This window comes from Arthrobacter sp. TRD_SC_6 (assembly GCF_055361185.1).
Window position 1 is genome coordinate 171,866 of sequence record NZ_CM143953.1, and the last position, 16,986, is coordinate 188,851.

Genomic DNA, 16,986 nt, shown 5'->3' on the forward strand with positions numbered 1-16,986 from the left:
AGCCGCGGGGTCAGCCGAGCACAAAGTTCCAGGTCCCGGCCACCACCGCTGCGGTCACGGCCAGCGCTGCAATGAACACGCCGCCCAACGCCACGCCGATATCCACCCTGCTGAACGTACTCTCCCGTGCCCACGTGCGCGGTCCGGCGCCAAAGCCACGCGCTTCCATCGCAACCGCCAGCCGGGTGGCCCTGCGGATGGCCTGAACCATGAGCCCGAAGGCCTGGCCGAGGAAATTCCCGAACCGGGCCAGCGGGTTCCCCTCATGACCCACACCGCGGGCATGGCGGGCCAACCCCAGCGTGCGCCACTCCTCGAACAGCAGGCCCACTAGGCGCATCCCGGCCAGGGCTCCGAGCACAAAACGGTGCGGGGCCTTCAGCTTCTGTGCCAGTGCGTCGGCAAGGTCGGTGGGGTCGGTCGTTGTAAGGAGGAAGACTCCGGGCAGCGCTATCGCCAGCGCGCGCAGCCCGATCGCCAGGCCCGCATTCACTGAATCCTCCGTGAACAGCACCGGTCCGGCTTCGAACAGGACCCGCCCGGTCTTCTCGGCGAGCAGGGCCGTCGAGTACGCGCCCACGGCCGCGGCGATCAGGAACGGCCACGTTCGCAGGAACAGCCGGCCCACGCTGATCCCGAGTAGAGGGAGTAGCAGGAGTTCACTGACCAGCACGACGCCGGCGCTCACCCAATCCACGCTCAGCATCACGACGATGGTGATGAGGACCGCAGCGAACAGCTTGGACAGTGGATTCGCTTTCGGCAACAGGCGGCCAGTCAGCACAGGGTTCAGGACGTCAGTGCTCACGCGGGAACTCCCAACGCAGCGGTGGCGCCACCGACCGGCAGGCTGCGGCCGCCGAGCGCAGCGGTGAAGTCGCGGTCGTGGGTTACCGAAAGCACGCAAGTCCCACCCGATATGAGCTCAGCGAGCAGGGCCACCAGTTCCGCCCACGTGTTGGCGTCCTGTCCGAAGGTGGGTTCGTCAAGGATCAGCACGGCGGGTCCTGTGGCGAGCATGGTTGCCACGGAGAGCCTTCGTTTCTCTCCACCGGAGAGCGTGAACGGGTTGGCCTTGAGCAGCCCAGTCAACCGGAGACGTTCGGCGATGGCATCCACCCGGCGTCGTACTTCCGCCTCCTCCAGGCGGGCCACCCTTCGCGGCCCGAATTCCAGTTCGTCGATCACTGTGTGGGTCAGGAACTGGTGCTCGGGTTCCTGGAAAACGGTCCCGATCCGGCTCACCAGTTCGGCCGATTTCCATTGGTGCGGCGCACTTCCGGCCCCGCGTGCGAGAGCTTCCGACGCCGCCAGAGTGCCGGCCCGCGGTTTGAGTAAGCCCGCCAAGGTGAGGGCCAACGTGGATTTGCCGGCGCCGTTCGGACCGAGAATGCTGACGGCCTCGCCGGCGCTAAGGGTGAGGTCAACGCCGTCGAGCACTGTCGGTCCGCGCTTTGCGCGTGTCACAGCGAGTCCATCCGCAGTGAGCAGATCTGATCCAGGTTGACCGGTCACCGGCGGTGTCTCCGGCCGGTAACCCGGAACCCAGACGCCTGCCTCGATGAGCCGGGCGCGCGTGTTTTCCTGCTGCAGGATGACGCCGGGGTAACCGTCGGCGAGGATGCCGCCGTCGGCGTCGAGCACCACCACCCGGTCCACGACGTCGGCCCACACCTCCACCCGGTGCTCCACGACCACGAGCGTGGCTTCGGTCCGTTCAAGGACGCGCATGACGGCGTCGCGCACCTCGATCACGCCAGCCGGGTCAAGGTTGGCCGTGGGTTCGTCGAGCAGGAGCAACCCTGGCTGCATCGCCAACACGGCCGCGAGAGCAAGGCGCTGCTTCTGCCCGCCGGAAAGCGCCGTCGTCGGGTGGTCGAGCGGGACATCGAGCCCGACGTCGTCGAGCGCCTGGTGGACGCGGGGCCAAATCTCGCTGCGGGGCACGGCGAGGTTTTCTGCCCCGAAAGCCACTTCGTCGCCCACCCGGGCCAGGACGAGCTGGGTGTCCGGATCCTGGAGAACGAGCCCGGACCGGCCGCGAACGTCCGCGGGATGCCGGCTGTCGACCACCAGTTCGCCGGCTTGTTCGCCTTCGTCGTGATCGCCCAGCACCCCGGCAAGGGCGTGGAGCAGAGTGGACTTGCCCGCGCCCGATGCGCCGAGCAGCAGCACACGCTCGCCGGGTTCCACCCTGAGGTTGATGTCGCGGACCGCCCATCTGGCGCGGCCGGGGTGACGCCAGCCCCACTCAACAGCGGTGATTGAGGCGCCCATGCTAGACGTCAGCCGTGCGGCCCGCTGCGAAGGATGAGAGGACGCCCGTTTTAGCGAGTCCACGGGTGGCCAGCCAGGACAGTAGGCCTGCGATCACCACGCCCGAGATGGCAGCGAAGACGCCGTACATGAGCTTGTGGTCCAGCGCCCACATCGCGTTGTACATGATGTTCTCGCTGACGGCGAGGAAGATGCCTGCGCTCAGTCCGGCCAGCAACGCAATGCCGATGTTCCAGCGCTTGTAGAGGAAGAGCGCAAAGATGAGTTCCGCGCCGATGCCCTGGATGAGCCCTGAGAGCAGGACCGCCACACCAAACTGCGTGCCGATCAGGGCAGAGACGGCCGCAGCCAGCACTTCACAGTAGATAGCCGCACCCGGCTTACGGATGATCAGCCCCCCGAGGACGCCGGCAATCAGCCAGCCACCCGAGTACAGTCCGCTCAGCGGCGGGTAGGCGAGCGTCAACGCACTGATGCCACTGTAACCGGCGGACCAGGCGAAGAATACGACGCCGACGGCGACCGCGATCACCGACGCGACGACGATGTCCACAACGCGCCACTCATAGCGGCGGCGCGACAGTTGCTTGTTTGAAGAGTTGGTGCTTGATGACTGGGTACTAGTCATGGTTTGGAATCCTCCTGGGTACAGGAGGGGAGGGCAGCTGGCGGGACGCCGAATACCCTGAGAACTCGACTCCCTTCGCCGGTACTAGCCGGATCAGGTTCGAGGGTCTGCGGAGTGCCGCACTCTCAGCGCCCACCACATGTGGCGGCGCTCCCCTGTCGTTGCTTAGAACGATACCGAGTTTACACCCGCGCGGTACTTGGGTGCCGCCGTCGTCATCTTGTCCAGCCCGCCACCGCGCAAGCCATGACGGGCCCGAAACGCTACGCTGGAAGAAAGTAAGCCGACTGAAGGAGGCAGCATGCAGGCATTTTTCAAGCTGATGGGCGTTGGGCTCGGAATCGTTGCGGGGCTGGTAAGTACACAGGCCGTCGATTTTTTGTGGAAGCGATTCACCGGCAACGAGCCGCCGAAGGACAAGGACGGTCTCGAGAACACCCTCCGTGAGGCGCTCGTGTTCGCCGTCGTTTCCGGTGCCGTAAGCACCACCATCCGGGTACTGACAAACCGCACCACCCAGCGCGCAATCCACCGCTACCAGCGCACGCGCCACATTACCTGAGCGTCACTCACCCGGCGGCTGGTCCTCCGCGGCACGCCGTCGGGTGGCGGCACGCTCCACCACTTCATCGAGTTCGTCCATGCTGAGCAGGTCGCGGCGCAGGTGCTTGGTGCGGTAGCCCGCCCGGCCCACCATGTGAGCCGATACGGGCGCCGTCAAGATCTGGAAAATCCAGCACAGTGCCAGCACCGGAAGCAGAACCCAGCTCCGGAACTCCATTGCCATGGCCAGCAGGAACAGCAGCAGTCCCAGCACCTGCGGTTTGGTGGCCGCGTGCATCCGGCTCATCAGGTCAGGAAAGCGCAGGAGCCCGACCGCGGCAGCAAGGGACATCGATGCCCCGCCAAGCAGCAGGATTGCAACGAGGGCGTCAAGAAAAGTTTCCATCAGGCGCTCACTTCCTGTCCGTGACGTAGCGGGCAACAGTCACTGAGGCGATGAACCCCACCACGGAGATTGCCACCAGCAGTACCAGGCTGTTGGTATGCCGGTTGAACACCATGTCAACGGCAAGCGCACCCCCAACGATCGCAAGCAGCACATCCACGGCCAGTACCCGGTCCAGGATCGACGGGCCCTTGGCCGCGCGGTAGATCGCGCAGAGCGCGGAAATTCCCAACACGGCGGCGATGATTCCAACGACAACTGTCACCGTTGTGCCCTCCCTTCACCGGATGGGATGCGGTCAGGCTGAAGCAGCGCGAGGTCATCCCGCGTTCCCATCACCTTGATGAGCCACTCCTCGGTGCGCCTTACGTTGCGGCGGATAGCCTCGGCGTCTTCAGGGGAATCCACGTTGAGGCAGTGCAGGTAGAGGGTGGAGGTTGACCGGTCCACCTCCACCACCAGCGAGCCCGGAATGAGCGAGATCGCGTGCCCCGTGGCGGTGACCAGCAGGTCCGACGGACTCCGCAGGCGGACGGCGACCACGGCGTTTTTCAGCCGGGGCCCACGCGTCAGCGCCAACCAGAAGACCTGGACGCTGGCCAGCACCAGCTGGGTGAAGAACCGTCCGGCGAAGCCCACGGCGTAGATGAGGTTGAACCGTCCGCTGAGCTCGACCGGCGGCAGGTAGAGCAGGTTGGCAACGGCGAAGGCGATGATCGCGCCGAACACGAGGTTGCCCAGGCTGAAATCCTGCCAGAGCGCACCCCACACCAGGGTCAGCCAGATCAGCAGCGGGATCTCGACGCGCAGCGGTATGCGTTGCCGGGTCATGGCGTAACACCTGCCTCGGCAGCTTCTTCCGTTGAACCTTCTCCAAGGACTGCGTCAATGTACGGTGTGCGTTCGAGCATTTGCTGCGCGGCCTGGTCGCTGAGGGTGAACAGCGGTCCGGCGAGCACGGTCAGCGACACTCCGAGGGCTACCAGGCCCATGGTCGGACCGACCATGGTGCGCGGCAGAAGATGCACGGGGTTCCGTCCGGAGAATCGGCCGGTGCTGTGGGTGTTGACCCGGCTGGAGGTCCTGACCCTCGACCCGTCCTCCTTCTGCACCATGAGAATTGGGTCGGGGTGCGTGGCGTCTTCGGGGCGCCGCCAGAACGCGCGGTTCCAGACGCGGGCGATCGTAAGGAGCGTGATCAGGCTGGTCAGGACACCGGCTCCGACCAACAGGTAGGCGATGGGGGTTCCAAGTTCGACGCCGGCCTGCAGCAAGCCGAGTTTGCCCAGGAAGCCGGAGAACGGCGGTATGCCCGCGAGGTTCATTCCGGGAATGAAGAACAGCACCGCGAGGACGGGCGAAATCCGTGCGAGCCCGCCCAGCCGGTCCATGTTCGCCGTCCCGCCGCGCCGTTCGATGAGCCCGGTGACCAGGAAGAGGCTTGTCTGGACGGTGATGTGGTGGGCCACGTAGTACACGGCAGCGCCGATGCCGGTCACTGTGGACACTGCGAGGCCGAACACCATGAAACCGATGTGGCTGACGAGCGTGAAGGAGAGCATGCGTTTGATGTCGGACTGCGCGAGTGCTCCGAGTATTCCCACGATCATGGTCAGCATGGCCACGATCATGAGCAGCGTATTGATCCGGTCCCCAGGGAACAGCAGGGTTTCCGTGCGGACCATCGCGTAGACGCCCACTTTGGTGAGCAGCCCCGCAAACACCGCGGTGACCGGCGCGGGTGCTGTCGGGTAGGAGTCCGGCAGCCAGAAGGACAGTGGGAACACCGCGGCCTTGATCCCGAACGCGACCAGCAGCATCAGGTGCAGCACCATCTGCGTTCCGTGGTCGAGCCCGCCAAGCTTGATGGCCAGGTCCGCCATGTTGATGGTGCCCGTGGCTGCATAGATCATGCCGATGCTGATCAAGAAGAGCATCGAAGAGACAACGCTTACGACGACGTACGTCACCCCGGCGCGGATGCGCGGTGTGGTGCCTCCAAGGGTCATGAGCACGTAGCTCGCGGTGAGCAGGATCTCGAAACCGACGTACAAGTTGAACAGGTCACCTGCCAGGAAGGCGTTGGACACTCCGGCCACCAGGATCAGGTAGGTGGGGTGGAAGATCGAGATGGGGCCGTCTTCGTCGCCGTCGGCCATGCCCTGGCCCGTGGCGTAGATCAGCACCGCCAGGCTCACAGCGGAGGAAACCACCAGCATCAGGGCCGAGAACTGGTCCACCACCATCGTGATGCCAAACGGTGCGGCCCAGTTGCCGATGAAGACCGCAGTGGTCCCGTGGGCGCCCGTATTCACGAGCAGGAAGACCTCGATCAGCAAGGTGATGCTCAGGGTCGAGATGCTGACAGCGCGCTGGGACCGCGAGTGGCGGATGAGCAGGAACGCGAGCGCGGCGCCGAGGAACGGGAGGACGACGGCGAGCGGTGCCAGGTTCGCTATGTTCATCGCTCCTCCGTCCTGGTTGTTTCTTCCGTTCTGCCGGCTTCCGCGCGTTGGGCTCCGGGTGCTTCCTCTGCCTCCTCGACGGGAGTGAACTCGGAGGTCTCGAGGGGGGCCTCGGCGTCGTCTTCTGCGTCGAAGCTGCTCTGCGAGGCCACGCGCCGATCCTCGATGTCGTCCTGGACTTCGTCTTGCCTGCCGAGGATCCAAGAGCGGTAGATAATGCCGAGCATGAACGCCGTGACAGCGAAGGATATGACAATCGAGGTGAGGATGAGTGCTTGCGGGAGCGGGTCGCTGTAGTCCTCAGCGGGAATGTCAGACGCGTACAGCGGTGCAACACCTGCAGGTCCGCCGGCGTTGAGGAGCAGGATATTGGCACCGTTCGCCATCAGGACCAGGCCGAGGAGCACCCGGGTAAGGCTGCGTTCCAGGAGCAGATAGATGCCGGCGGCGAACAATGCAGCCATGACCACGATCAGCGTGATGTTGACGCTCATTGGGCCACCCCTTTCCCGGACTCGGTGTGCTGTTGGTGTTGTTCGAGCAGGCCGTCTGCGTCCGTATTGACGGGCCGGGTTTCTCCCCGGGCTTCGCTGCGCTCGTCGATTTCGGAGCCAAGGCTGCGGAGCACGTCCAGCACCAGGCCCACCACCACCATGTACACGCCGATGTCGAAGATGGTCGAGGTAACGAACTTGATGTCCCCGAAGACGGGCCAGGTAAATTCAAGGATGGCGCTCTGGAACACCACCCCGCCCAGGAACACGGGCACGATGGCCGTCAGCGAAGCCGTTGCGAGACCTGCGCCAAGCAGCAAACCGGCGCTGATCGGTGTTGCCTCTGCAAGTTCGAAACGTCCACCGGCCAGGTAACGGATGGTCAACGCCAGCCCTGCGACCAGCCCGCCGGCAAATCCACCGCCGGGCAAATTATGGCCGGCAAGCAGCAGGTAGATCGAAAGCACGATGACCGAGTGGAACAGCAGGCGCGTGATTACCTCGAAGATGATGGAGCGCCGCTCCGGCGCGAGCGTACGCCCAGCGACCAGCCAGGCGTCCCCGGCCGACGTCGCGAATTTCTTGGCCAGCTCACGGGCGGCTGCCTCGCGGCCATACTCGACGACCGGTTCCTGGTTACGGTCCACCGAACCGCTCTCGACGTTCCCGGCCCGCACCCTGCCGTCGCTGCGACCACGGATGAAGATGAGGCTGGCGACACCCGTCGCCGCGATGGCGAGCACGCTGATTTCGCCGAACGTGTCCCAGGCCCTGATGTCCACCAGGGTGACGTTGACAATGTTGGCGCCGCCGCCGTCGTCGTACGCCAGGCGCGGATAGCTGAGGGAAACGGGATCGGTGACCCGCGACGCCATTGCGGACACAGCGACGGCGGCCATCACCAGTCCGAATGAGATCCCGAGCACCGCGCGCAGCAGGCGGTATTTGCGGCCCGGAGCCCGCTGCCACAGCCGCGCCGGAAGGGAACGCAGCGCCAACACGAACGCCACCAGCACGATGGTTTCAACGAGCACCTGCGTCAGGGCGAGGTCCGGCGCACCCTGCAGTGCGAAGATCAGGGCCATCCCGTAACCGGTGAGGCCCACCATGATGACCGCCATGAAACGCTTCGTCGCCCGGATGGCGCTGAACGCGCCGAGGATGATGACGACGCCGGCGATCATTTGGGCCGGCGAATCCGCAATACGCCACTGCGCCGGGAGCGGTGCGTCGAACAGGATCAGCGCCGAAAGCGGGGTGACGATCGCCGTCGAAAGGATGACGAAAAGGTAGAACGCCAGGGAGCCGCGCTGCGTGCGTCCGGTGACCCAGACGGCGACGTCGTCGAGCACGCCGATCACGTTTTTGTAGGTTGTCTCGGCGTCGCTCTTGAGCGCCACCCGCGTCTGCACGCGTTCGAAGCGCTCGCGCAGCAGGAAGAGCACGACGCCGGCCGCAATGGTCAGGAGCGAGAGGAAAAGTGCGGGAGTCAGACCGTGCCAGAGCAGCAGGTGCGGGGTTTCCTGGGCTTCGTTCGGCGCAAAGTTTGAGAGGTACGGCTGGATGGCGGCGTCGAGGGGCGCCGGCCACAGGCCGAACACCACGGTAACGGCCGCCAGGAGTGCGGGAGCGAGCAGGAACGTCGGCTCGATCCGTTTGAACGGCGTGGGCTCGCCGCCCTTGCTTCCGAAACCTCCCCAGACAAAGCGGGCGCTGTATGCAAAGGTCAGGACGGAGCCCAGCACCACCCCAATGAGGACCACCACACCCGCCGGCCCTTCCTCAGCGCGGTGGACAAAGGCCTCGAGCACCGACTCCTTCGCTACGAAGCCCAGCAGCGGCGGGAGCCCGGCCATCGACGCGGCGGCAATTGCGGCTGCGGCGGCCAGGAACGGAGCGGACTTGCCCAGCCCGGAGAGCTTCCGGATGTCGCGGGTACCCGACTGGTGGTCGATGATGCCTACCACCAGGAAGAGAGTCGCCTTGAAAAACCCGTGCGCAAGCAGGAGACCGAGCCCGGCCAGCGCTCCGTCCTGCCCGCCAAGGCCCACCACCATGGTCATGAAGCCGAGCTGGCTGATCGTCCCGTAGGCCAGCAGGAGCTTGAGGTCGTGTTGGCGGAGCGCACGCCACCCGCCGAGAATCATGGTGGTCAGCCCGAGGGTCGTGATCATCGGAGCCCACAGCGCACTGTCAGAAAACCCCGGCGCGAACCGCGCAACGAGATAGATTCCCGCCTTCACCATCGCAGCGGCGTGCAGGTACGCACTGACCGGGGTGGGGGCCGCCATGGCGCTCGGCAGCCAGAAGTGGAAGGGCACGAGCGCCGATTTGGAGACTGCGCCAACCAGGATCAGCACGACCGCCACATCGATGACGGCTCCGCTGAGATTCTCCGCGCGGGCAAGGATGTCCGAGAGGCGGTACGTTCCAGCCGACTGGCCAAGCAGGATGATTCCCACCAGCATGGTGAGCCCGCCAAGCGTGGTGACGACCAGCGCCTGCAGCGCAGCCCGCCGCGCCGAGAGCCTGTGGCGGGAGTAGCCGATCAGCAGGTAGGACAGGACGGTTGTCAGTTCCCAGAAGACGAACATCAGTATGAGGTCGTCGGCGATGACCAGGCCGAACATCGCGCCGGCAAAGGCGAGCAGTTGGGCGCCGAAAGGACCGATATTCGGCTCATCCTGCTTGAAGTACCTGGCGCAGTAGAAGAGAACCAGAGCGCCGACCCCAAGGACCAGCAGGCACAGCACCGCAGACAGCGCGTCGATCCGGAAGGCCAGTTCCAGCTGCAGTTCGGGAACCCAGGGAACGACGACGGACGGCGGCGCGTTGGACTGCCCGTTTGCCGCACCTTGGTCGGCGCCCGTGTAGGCGGAGAAAGTAGTCAGCAGCCACGCGAAACCGGCGGCAGGTACCGCGGCCAATACATAGAAGGCGGAGCGGCCGATTCGGCGGAAGATCAGGGGCGCTACCAAGGCCATCGCAAAGAGGGCGATGAGCACAATTAGCACGATGATCTCCTGATCTCTCTTGAGACGAGACGGTCAGCTGACGGTCAAGGGCTGTTATCTATTCTACCCGGGGAATACGACACTTACTGGGGTTACGGTTCGGTTCAGCTCGCCGCTGAGCCGCTGAAGTTCAGGAACAACCTCCACGCCGAACCTGTTGTACTTCGCCAGCAGATAACATGCACCCTATGAGCACGGATACCCGACAGCCCGCAGGTCGCCTCCTCACCAAGCCCGTCCTTGCCTGGGCGTCCTGGGATTGGGGATCCGCCGCATTCAATGCGGTGATGACCACCTTCGTCTTCACGGTCTACCTGACATCGGACGCGTTCGGCGGGGAGACCCATGCGTCGGAAGTGCTCGGCTGGGGCCTTGCGGTTGCGGGGCTGCTGATCGCACTGCTGGCGCCAGTGACCGGGCAACGATCCGACGTCGGCGGCCGCCGAAAGCTGTGGCTTGGCGTGAACAGCCTGGTGGTCGCGATCCTGACGGCGATGTGCTTCTTTGTCTTTCCGCGTCCGGAACTACTCATCTTCGGTGTTGCGCTCATCGCCGCAGCGAACATCTTCTTCGAGTTCGCGGGCGTCAATTACAACGCCATGCTCACCCAGATTTCGACGCCGTCGAGCATTGGCCGGATCAGCGGATTTGGCTGGGCGATGGGTTACGTCGGTGGAATCGCCGCACTGATCATTGTCCTCGTCGCGTTTGTGCAGCCGGTGGTGGACTGGTTTGGATCGAGCACCGATGACAGCCTGAACATTCGCCTGGTTGCGGTATTCTCGGCGCTCTGGTTCCTCGCTTTCGCGTTGCCGGTGATGTTCTCCGTACCTGAAGTGCCGCGACAGAAGCAGGTCAGCAAGCTGGCCTTCCTGGACTCCTACAAGCTGCTGTTCCGTCGGATCGAGGCGATTTACCGGACCAGCCCGCACACCATCTTCTTCCTGCTCGCCAGCGCCATCTTCAGGGATGGCCTTGCAGCGGTGTTCACCTTCGGCGGGATCATTGCGGCTGGCACGTTCGGGTTCACGCTGAGCGAGGTCATCCTCTTTGCGATCGTCGGCAATGTGGTCGCGGCGATCGGCGCGGTGATCGGTGGTTTCTTCGACGATCGGGTGGGACCCAAGCTGGTGATCATAGCGGCGCTGATCGGGCTGCTGGTAGCGGGATCGGCGATCCTGGTTCTCGGTGCATCCACGTATGAGGTGTTGGGTGCGCAGTGGACCGGCGACACAACGTTCTGGGTGTTCGGGTTGATGCTGACCCTGTTTGTCGGGCCCGCACAGGCCTCATCGCGGGCGTACCTCGCACGGCTCTCCCCGAAGGGCGAGGAGGGCGAGATGTTCGGTCTCTACGCGACAACCGGCCGTGCGGTCAGCTTCCTTGCGCCTGCTCTGTTCTCCATCTTCATCGGCGTGTTCGGCGAGCAGCGTTACGGGATCATCGGAATTCTGGTTGTCCTGTTGGCCGGGTTGCTGGTGCTCCTTCCGGTGAAGCCGCCCGCAAAGGTGATTCCCGCCGTCGTGCCCTCGGCCTAACCCCAACCCCCAACCCCCAACTCCGCTGAGTATTCACGTAACCACTGAATCCGGGCGGAATACGGTGGTTATCTACGCACTCAACGCTGTAGGTGAGGCCCATCCCGGCTCTGTAGCGCGCGACGGATACGCACGACGGCGTTATCCGCACCATGCGCGGTCAGCGCTGACGTCGTGATGGTGATTTGCAGCCAACCTGCGCGGGCGGTCTGTTCATTCCGCCTAATGTCCTGTTCGGCCTGCGGGCGCTCGAAGTGATGGCCGCCGTCGTACTGAATTGCCACCCGGTACTGCGGGTAAGCGAGATCCGGCCAAGCTATTTCACGCCAGGTGGCATCCGTGATCACGTACCCAAGTTCGGGTTCTGGAAGACCCGCGCGGACGAGGTTTAGGCGAAGGAATGTCTCGGGCGCTGGATCCGCACCAACCCGGACGAGTTCCAAAACTCCCCTGGCGTTCAGGATCCTCCGCGTCTTTGGGTGCCTTCTAACGACCTCGCGCAGCTGCGGGTGATGCCCGCCGCATCGGATTCGGCAAGGGAAAATGACCGCCCGGCAAGGTGTTCTGGCAGGGGTTCGGGAGTTCGCATGCCGGCAATTTTGGCTTCCGGATGCCTACTACAGAGGGTTATCCACAGACCTTCCACCCGTGGGTATTCACAAAATCCCCGAATAGCAGCTTGGAAGGGTGGTGATGTGAATACTCAGGGAAGCGTTTTGATGGTGGTGCGGTGAAAGTTCAAGTGGCTGCGCGACGCTGTCGGGCCCCGCTGGCCCTGGTAACGGTTGCCGTACTGGCCGGAACCGTAGGGGTGCTCGGTAGGTGAGGTGAGCTTGAAGAAGCAGAGCTGACCGATCTTCGATCCCGGCCACAGCTTGATGGGCAGCGTCGCCATGTTGGAAAGCTCGAGGGTGACGTGGCCGGAAAACCCAGGATCGATGAAACCGGCGGTGGAGTGGGTCAGCAGCCCCAGCCGCCCCAGCGAGGATTTACCTTCGAGGCGTGCAGCGACGTCGTCGGGGAGCGTGACCCTTTCATACGTGGAACCAAGCACAAATTCACCCGGGTGCAGGATGAACGGCTCATCGGGGTCCACTTCGACCAGGCGGGTGAGGTCCGGCTGGTCCTCGGCGGGGTCGATGTGCGCGTACTTGTGGTTGTCGAACAGGCGGAAGTACCGGTCAATCCGCACGTCCACGCTGGATGGCTGGACCATCGCCGGGTCATAGGGATCGAGCGCAATGCGCTGGTTGGCAATCTCGGTTCGGATGTCGCGGTCGGAAATCAGCACCGTCTAAAAATACCGCACGGACCCGCCTCGAATTACCTGCCAATTTCCGTTCTCACGGCGAACAATTCGGGGAAAAACGTCAGCTCAAGTGCTTTCTGCAGGAAACCGACGCCGCTTGAGCCACCGGTCCCGGATTTGAACCCGATGGTTCGCTCAACCGTCTTCAGATGACGGAAGCGCCACAACTGGAAGTTGTCCTCGAGGTCCACCAGCTCCTCGCACGCCTCATACACGTCCCAGTGCTCCGCGGCGTTTTCGTAGACGCTCTTGTAAACCGCTACGAGGCCGAGGCTGAAAACATGGGCCTGGGTGACGTCGCGCTCAAGCAGTTCGGCCGGAATCGGGTACCCGCGGCGGTGCAGGTAGCGGATGAATTCGTCGTAGATGCTGGTCTCGGACAGCAGGCCGGAAAGCAGCCCAAACGCCTGCGGATCACTCTCGAAAACCTGCAGCATTCCGGCGTTCTTGTTGCCGAGCAGGAACTCGACCGCCCGGTACTGGTAGGACTGGAAGCCGCTCGCGGCCTGCAGGGAACCGCGGAACTCGGCGTATTCAGACGGTGTGAGCGTGGCAAGCACTGACCATTGTTCCGTCAGGGAACGCTGGATGTGCTTGATTCGCGCTATCCCCTTCATGGCCGCGCGAAGATCGTCCTCCTGGAGCCGCAGCCTAACCGCACCAAGTTCGTGCAGCACGAGTTTGAGCCACAGCTCGGACGTCTGGTGCTGGATGATGAAGAGCATTTCGTCGTGGTGCTCAGGACGGCTCACAGGGTGCTGAGCGTCCAGAAGCGCATCGAGCGCGAGGTAAGACCCGTAGGTCATTTTTCCCGAGAAGTCTTTCTCGATGCCGTCTTCAAGGTCCCTTGTGTTCCGTTCAACGCTCATGGGTTCAGCGTAGCGACCTCTGCTCCCCCCGTTATCCCTGGTGGGCCATTGAATACTGTCGGAGGCGGCCGCTACGTTTGAGGAAACGCAGGAGGCCCCCTTGAGTGACACACAGAAGTCCACGCTTTCAGTCCGCCGCGGCATCGTCCCGCCCTATCTGCTGGCGAGGCTGGCCAATCTTGAGGGTCCGGCCCACCAAGCGGCCGCAGCGGCAGCGCGCAGGGCCCTGGTCCAACTGGATCCGTTGCACGCCGCGCGTTCAGCAGCGCCTACCGCGCCTCCCGGCGGTCCAGGATCCGCCGTCGTCCTCGCCCTTCGCCGAACCATTTCCGACGCCGGCGGCACCCAGACACTGCCCGGCGAGGCAGCTCGGCGCGAAGGTGAGCCACCTACCGGCGATGCCGCTGTGGATGAGGCCTATGACGGCCTCGGCGCCACCTATGAACTGTTCAGCGAGGTGTACGGCCGGTCTTCGATTGACGACGCCGGGCATCCGCTCAACGCGACCGTCCACTACGGCGAGCAGTACGACAACGCATTCTGGGACGGCTCGCGCATGGTCTTCGGGGATGGGGACGGTGAAATCTTCCGCCGGTTTACGTCCTCGATCACCGTAATCAGCCACGAGCTCGCCCACGGCTTTACGCAGTACACCACCAACCTTCGCTACCAGGGGCAGGCCGGCGCATTGAACGAATCCATCTCCGACGTCTTCGGTGTCCTGGTGGAACAGCGGGAGCTCGGCCAGTCAGCTGACGCGGCAAGCTGGCTGGTGGGCGAGGGCATCTTCACAGATCAGGTGCAGGGCCGCGCCTTACGCTCGCTCAAAGCTCCGGGAACCGCGTACGACGACGACGTCCTGGGCAAGGATCCCCAGCCTGCCACCATGGCGGATTACGTTGAAACCACTTCAGACAACGGTGGCGTCCACATCAACTCGGGCATCCCCAACCACGCGTTCTATATCGCTGCCACGCGGGTTGGCGGCTACGCGTGGGAGGGCGTGGGGCAGGTCTGGTATGACTCCGCCACGGGAGGCCAAGTACCGGTTGACTGCGATTTTCCGTTGTTCGCTCAGGTGACGGTCGAAGCTGCGAACGCGCGTTTCGGGGAAGGCTCCGCGATAGCCGATGCTGTCGCCTACGCGTGGCGGGAGGTGGGTGTGCTGTGACGCGGATAGTGGTGTCGCGCTCAGGCGGGTTCGCCGGCATGACCCGCACCTGGAGTGTGGAGGTGAGCTCCTCGGAAGCTGAAGAACGGTGGCTTCCCCTGCTTGAACAGGCCAAGGACACCGACGACGGCGGTACTCACCGCGATCGGTTTGTCTACCACATCACTGTGGGCTACCAGGAGGTCACTGTCACCGAAAGCGCCGTCGAAGGGCAGTGGCAGGAGCTGATTGACCGCGTCAGGGAGGCCACATCCGAGGAACCTGACCCGTAGGTCTGCGTGCGAGTGACGGGTCGGGAATGTTGTAGGGTTTTATCCAGCGGTCACGGCCGCATTGCGGGCGTAGCTCAATGGTAGAGCGCTAGCTTCCCAAGCTCGATACGCGGGTTCGATTCCCGTCGCCCGCTCCAAAACCTGATCTCCCAAAGCATCTCATCACGCGCTGTGCCGCGGACCGAACATGATGACGGCCACGCCCGCCACGCAGATTGCGCAGCCAATGATGTCCCACCGGTCGGGACGGAATCCGTCAAGCAGCATCCCCCATGCCAGGGAGCCGACAACGAAGACGCCGCCATAGGCTGCGAGGATCCGGCCGAAGTTCGCGTCGGGCTGCAGGGTTGCCACAAACCCATAGGCGCCAAGGGCCATGATGCCAATCCCTGCCCACCACCATGGCTGACCTTCTCGCACGCTCTGCCAGATGAGCCAGGCTCCACCGATCTCAGCGACGGCAGCGAGAGCAAACAGAATCACGACCCATAGAACGCCCATGGAATCACCGTACGCGGTCCAGTGCACCGGTGAAGGTGGCCTCCGCATGAGGCCAGCCGTTCCTAACGAGCGGCTCCCACAGGAACCGCTCCGGATTCCCTCTTCGGCACGATGGCGACCAGTCGGCGTCGTGCGTCCGGTGCCGGTGTCCAACGGAACCGCAGCGTCAGCTGACCCCGCCTGGCCAGCATGACGGCCATAACTGCCGCGGCGAGCACGGGCACTCCGCCTGCAATCAGCAGGGCGGTCTGAGCGCCGATATTCTCGGCAAGCCAACCGATCATGGGTCCGCCAATCGCCTGCCCGCCGATCAGCACCATCATGTAGAGACTCATGACCCGCCCACGGATTGCGACATTCGTGGAAACCTGCACCAGTTGGTTTGCTCCGGTGACAAACCACATACTGCCCACTCCGGCGAAGAACATGAGCGCAGTGAATACGATCTGGTTCGGCGCGAAAGCGGCTACTGCCATGAAACCGCCGAACGCCGTCATGCCTCCAAGTACGCCACGCAGGCGCAGGGACGTCCGGCGGGTGGACGCGAGCGCCCCTACCAGGGAGCCACTAGCCAGTGCCGTGTTCAGCAGTCCGTAGCCGCCCGGCCCGGAGTGGAAGACGCCGTCGGCGAAGGCTGCCATGAGGACCGGAGTACTCAGGGCGAAGACTGCAACGAACCCTGCGGCGATAGTGCTCCACAGGATCGGAGGCTTGCTCACAAGGTAGCGCGCACCTTGACGGAGTTGCCCTTTGCTCCTCGGTGCGGGGACGGACACGTTGAGCTGGTCGGTCCGCAGCCGATACAGCGTGAAGACCGTGAAAGTGCAGGCGAACGCGTTGATCGCGAAGGCCCAGCCGCCACCGACGGCCACGATCATCAGACCGCTGACGGCCGGGCCGACCATCGCGCCGAGCTGGAAAATCGAGGAGTTAAGGCTGATCGCATTGCGCAGGTAGGTGGGGCCCACGAGGTCGTTCACGAAGACCTGCCGCGCCGGCGCATCAACAACCGTCACCAGGCCAAGGACGAACGCAATGAGGTACACGTGCCAGACCTGAATCGCTCCGCTGAGAGCGAGCACTGCCATTGCCGTGGCCATCACAGCGGAGAGGCTTTGGGTGACCATCAAGAGCGTCCGTTTGCTGCAACGGTCCGCCACCACACCGCCCCACGGGCCAAGAAGGAGCATCGGCGCAAATTGCAGCGCGACAGTTATGCCGACGGCGGTGACGGAGCCCGAGAGTTCGAGGACCATCCAGTCCTGTGCGATGCGCTGCATCCAGATCGCGACGACGGCGACCAGGTGGGAGATCGCGAAGAGCCTGAAGTTCGGGATGCGCAGGGAGATGAAGGTGTCGCGCCAGGCTGGGCGCTGCGTAACGATGGGAATCTGTGCGGTCAGGGTCGGGTCTCCGGCTGGGGCGGAGGGCGGTGGGGGTGCCAAGGTAACTTTCCTGCAAAGGGGGTTTGGAAGGGAACGTGTTTAACGCTAGCCAGC

The 16,986-nt window shown here is 64.0% G+C and carries 18 protein-coding genes, 1 tRNA gene and 1 riboswitch; of the genes, 5 read left to right on the forward strand and 14 right to left on the reverse strand.

The genetic code is table 11. The features are described 5' to 3' along the window. Positions 1-10: 10 nt before the first annotated feature. Genes ACWA1U_RS00815 through ACWA1U_RS00825 form a run of 3 tightly spaced genes read right to left on the reverse strand, consistent with a single transcriptional unit; the run spans position 11 to position 2,905 of the window. Entirely contained in the window at positions 11-808 is a 798-nt protein-coding gene (locus ACWA1U_RS00815) for an energy-coupling factor transporter transmembrane component T family protein (protein WP_463723455.1), read from the reverse strand. Then, positions 805-2,277, reverse strand: a complete 1,473-nt coding sequence (locus tag ACWA1U_RS00820; RefSeq protein ID WP_463723456.1) for an ABC transporter ATP-binding protein — start codon at positions 2,275-2,277, stop codon at positions 805-807. The genes ACWA1U_RS00815 and ACWA1U_RS00820 overlap by 4 nt, the downstream gene beginning before the upstream one ends. Before the next feature lies 1 nt (position 2,278). Next, positions 2,279-2,905, reverse strand: coding sequence for an ECF transporter S component (locus tag ACWA1U_RS00825; RefSeq protein WP_463723457.1), 627 nt, complete (start codon positions 2,903-2,905; stop codon positions 2,279-2,281). A gap of 53 nt (positions 2,906-2,958) precedes the next feature. Then, a riboswitch (TPP riboswitch) is annotated at positions 2,959-3,072 on the reverse strand. A 134-nt stretch (positions 3,073-3,206) separates the two neighbouring features. On the opposite strand from ACWA1U_RS00825, the gene ACWA1U_RS00830 reads away from it, so the two are divergent. Beyond that, complete coding sequence (locus ACWA1U_RS00830) at positions 3,207-3,467, forward strand: DUF4235 domain-containing protein (protein WP_463723458.1); 261 nt, start codon at positions 3,207-3,209, stop codon at positions 3,465-3,467. A 3-nt stretch (positions 3,468-3,470) separates the two neighbouring features. On the opposite strand, the gene mnhG is transcribed toward ACWA1U_RS00830, so the two are convergent. The 6 genes from mnhG to ACWA1U_RS00860 are packed head-to-tail and all read right to left on the reverse strand — an operon-like array spanning position 3,471 to position 9,827. After that, on the reverse strand, positions 3,471-3,854 hold the full coding sequence (mnhG, locus tag ACWA1U_RS00835) for a monovalent cation/H(+) antiporter subunit G (RefSeq protein WP_463723459.1): 384 nt from the start codon (positions 3,852-3,854) through the stop codon (positions 3,471-3,473). A 7-nt stretch (positions 3,855-3,861) separates the two neighbouring features. Beyond that, positions 3,862-4,119 carry an MrpF/PhaF family protein gene (locus ACWA1U_RS00840; protein WP_463723460.1) on the reverse strand — a complete coding sequence of 86 codons (258 nt, stop codon included), beginning with the start codon at positions 4,117-4,119 and terminating at the stop codon, positions 3,862-3,864. Further along, a complete protein-coding gene (locus ACWA1U_RS00845) occupies positions 4,116-4,685 on the reverse strand; it encodes a Na+/H+ antiporter subunit E (protein WP_463723461.1) in 570 nt (189 codons plus the stop codon). Before ACWA1U_RS00845 ends, ACWA1U_RS00840 begins: the two co-directional genes overlap by 4 nt. Further along, the gene (locus ACWA1U_RS00850; RefSeq protein WP_463723462.1) at positions 4,682-6,319 is read right to left on the reverse strand and encodes a Na+/H+ antiporter subunit D; all 1,638 of its coding nucleotides are present in this window, start codon (positions 6,317-6,319) and stop codon (positions 4,682-4,684) included. Before ACWA1U_RS00850 ends, ACWA1U_RS00845 begins: the two co-directional genes overlap by 4 nt. Continuing rightward, positions 6,316-6,813, reverse strand: coding sequence for a Na(+)/H(+) antiporter subunit C (locus tag ACWA1U_RS00855; RefSeq protein ID WP_463723463.1), 498 nt, complete (start codon positions 6,811-6,813; stop codon positions 6,316-6,318). The genes ACWA1U_RS00850 and ACWA1U_RS00855 overlap by 4 nt, the downstream gene beginning before the upstream one ends. Further along, a complete protein-coding gene (locus ACWA1U_RS00860; RefSeq protein WP_463723464.1) occupies positions 6,810-9,827 on the reverse strand; it encodes a Na+/H+ antiporter subunit A in 3,018 nt (1,005 codons plus the stop codon). The genes ACWA1U_RS00855 and ACWA1U_RS00860 overlap by 4 nt, the downstream gene beginning before the upstream one ends. 188 nt (positions 9,828-10,015) lie before the next feature. Here ACWA1U_RS00860 and ACWA1U_RS00865 point away from each other — a divergent pair, with 188 nt between their 5' ends. Next, positions 10,016-11,365 (forward strand): MFS transporter, encoded by a 1,350-nt coding sequence (locus tag ACWA1U_RS00865; RefSeq protein WP_463723465.1) that lies wholly within the window; start codon positions 10,016-10,018, stop codon positions 11,363-11,365. An 80-nt stretch (positions 11,366-11,445) separates the two neighbouring features. Here ACWA1U_RS00865 and ACWA1U_RS00870 read toward each other — a convergent pair whose 3' ends face one another. The 3 genes from ACWA1U_RS00870 to ACWA1U_RS00880 form a co-directional block, all read right to left on the reverse strand. Continuing rightward, complete coding sequence (locus tag ACWA1U_RS00870; RefSeq protein ID WP_463723466.1) at positions 11,446-11,712, reverse strand: hypothetical protein; 267 nt, start codon at positions 11,710-11,712, stop codon at positions 11,446-11,448. 356 nt (positions 11,713-12,068) lie between these two features. Next, the gene (gene dcd / locus ACWA1U_RS00875; protein WP_463723467.1) at positions 12,069-12,656 is read right to left on the reverse strand and encodes a dCTP deaminase; all 588 of its coding nucleotides are present in this window, start codon (positions 12,654-12,656) and stop codon (positions 12,069-12,071) included. 32 nt (positions 12,657-12,688) lie between these two features. Beyond that, positions 12,689-13,543, reverse strand: coding sequence for a tryptophan 2,3-dioxygenase (locus tag ACWA1U_RS00880; RefSeq protein WP_463723468.1), 855 nt, complete (start codon positions 13,541-13,543; stop codon positions 12,689-12,691). A 100-nt stretch (positions 13,544-13,643) separates the two neighbouring features. On the opposite strand from ACWA1U_RS00880, the gene ACWA1U_RS00885 reads away from it, so the two are divergent. The 3 genes from ACWA1U_RS00885 (at position 13,644) to ACWA1U_RS00895 (ending at position 15,123) form a co-directional block, all read left to right on the forward strand. Continuing rightward, positions 13,644-14,714 carry a M4 family metallopeptidase gene (locus ACWA1U_RS00885; protein WP_463723469.1) on the forward strand — a complete coding sequence of 357 codons (1,071 nt, stop codon included), beginning with the start codon at positions 13,644-13,646 and terminating at the stop codon, positions 14,712-14,714. After that, positions 14,711-14,986, forward strand: coding sequence for a protealysin inhibitor emfourin (locus ACWA1U_RS00890; RefSeq protein WP_463723470.1), 276 nt, complete (start codon positions 14,711-14,713; stop codon positions 14,984-14,986). The genes ACWA1U_RS00885 and ACWA1U_RS00890 overlap by 4 nt, the downstream gene beginning before the upstream one ends. A 63-nt stretch (positions 14,987-15,049) precedes the next feature. Further along, positions 15,050-15,123, forward strand: a tRNA-Gly gene (locus tag ACWA1U_RS00895). Between the two features lie 25 nt (positions 15,124-15,148). Here ACWA1U_RS00895 and ACWA1U_RS00900 read toward each other — a convergent pair. Together ACWA1U_RS00900 and ACWA1U_RS00905 are read right to left on the reverse strand one after the other, a co-directional pair. Beyond that, on the reverse strand, positions 15,149-15,487 hold the full coding sequence (locus ACWA1U_RS00900; protein ID WP_463723471.1) for a YnfA family protein: 339 nt from the start codon (positions 15,485-15,487) through the stop codon (positions 15,149-15,151). A 62-nt stretch (positions 15,488-15,549) separates the two neighbouring features. Next, positions 15,550-16,932, reverse strand: coding sequence for an MFS transporter (locus tag ACWA1U_RS00905; RefSeq protein ID WP_463723472.1), 1,383 nt, complete (start codon positions 16,930-16,932; stop codon positions 15,550-15,552). Positions 16,933-16,986: the final 54 nt, after the last annotated feature.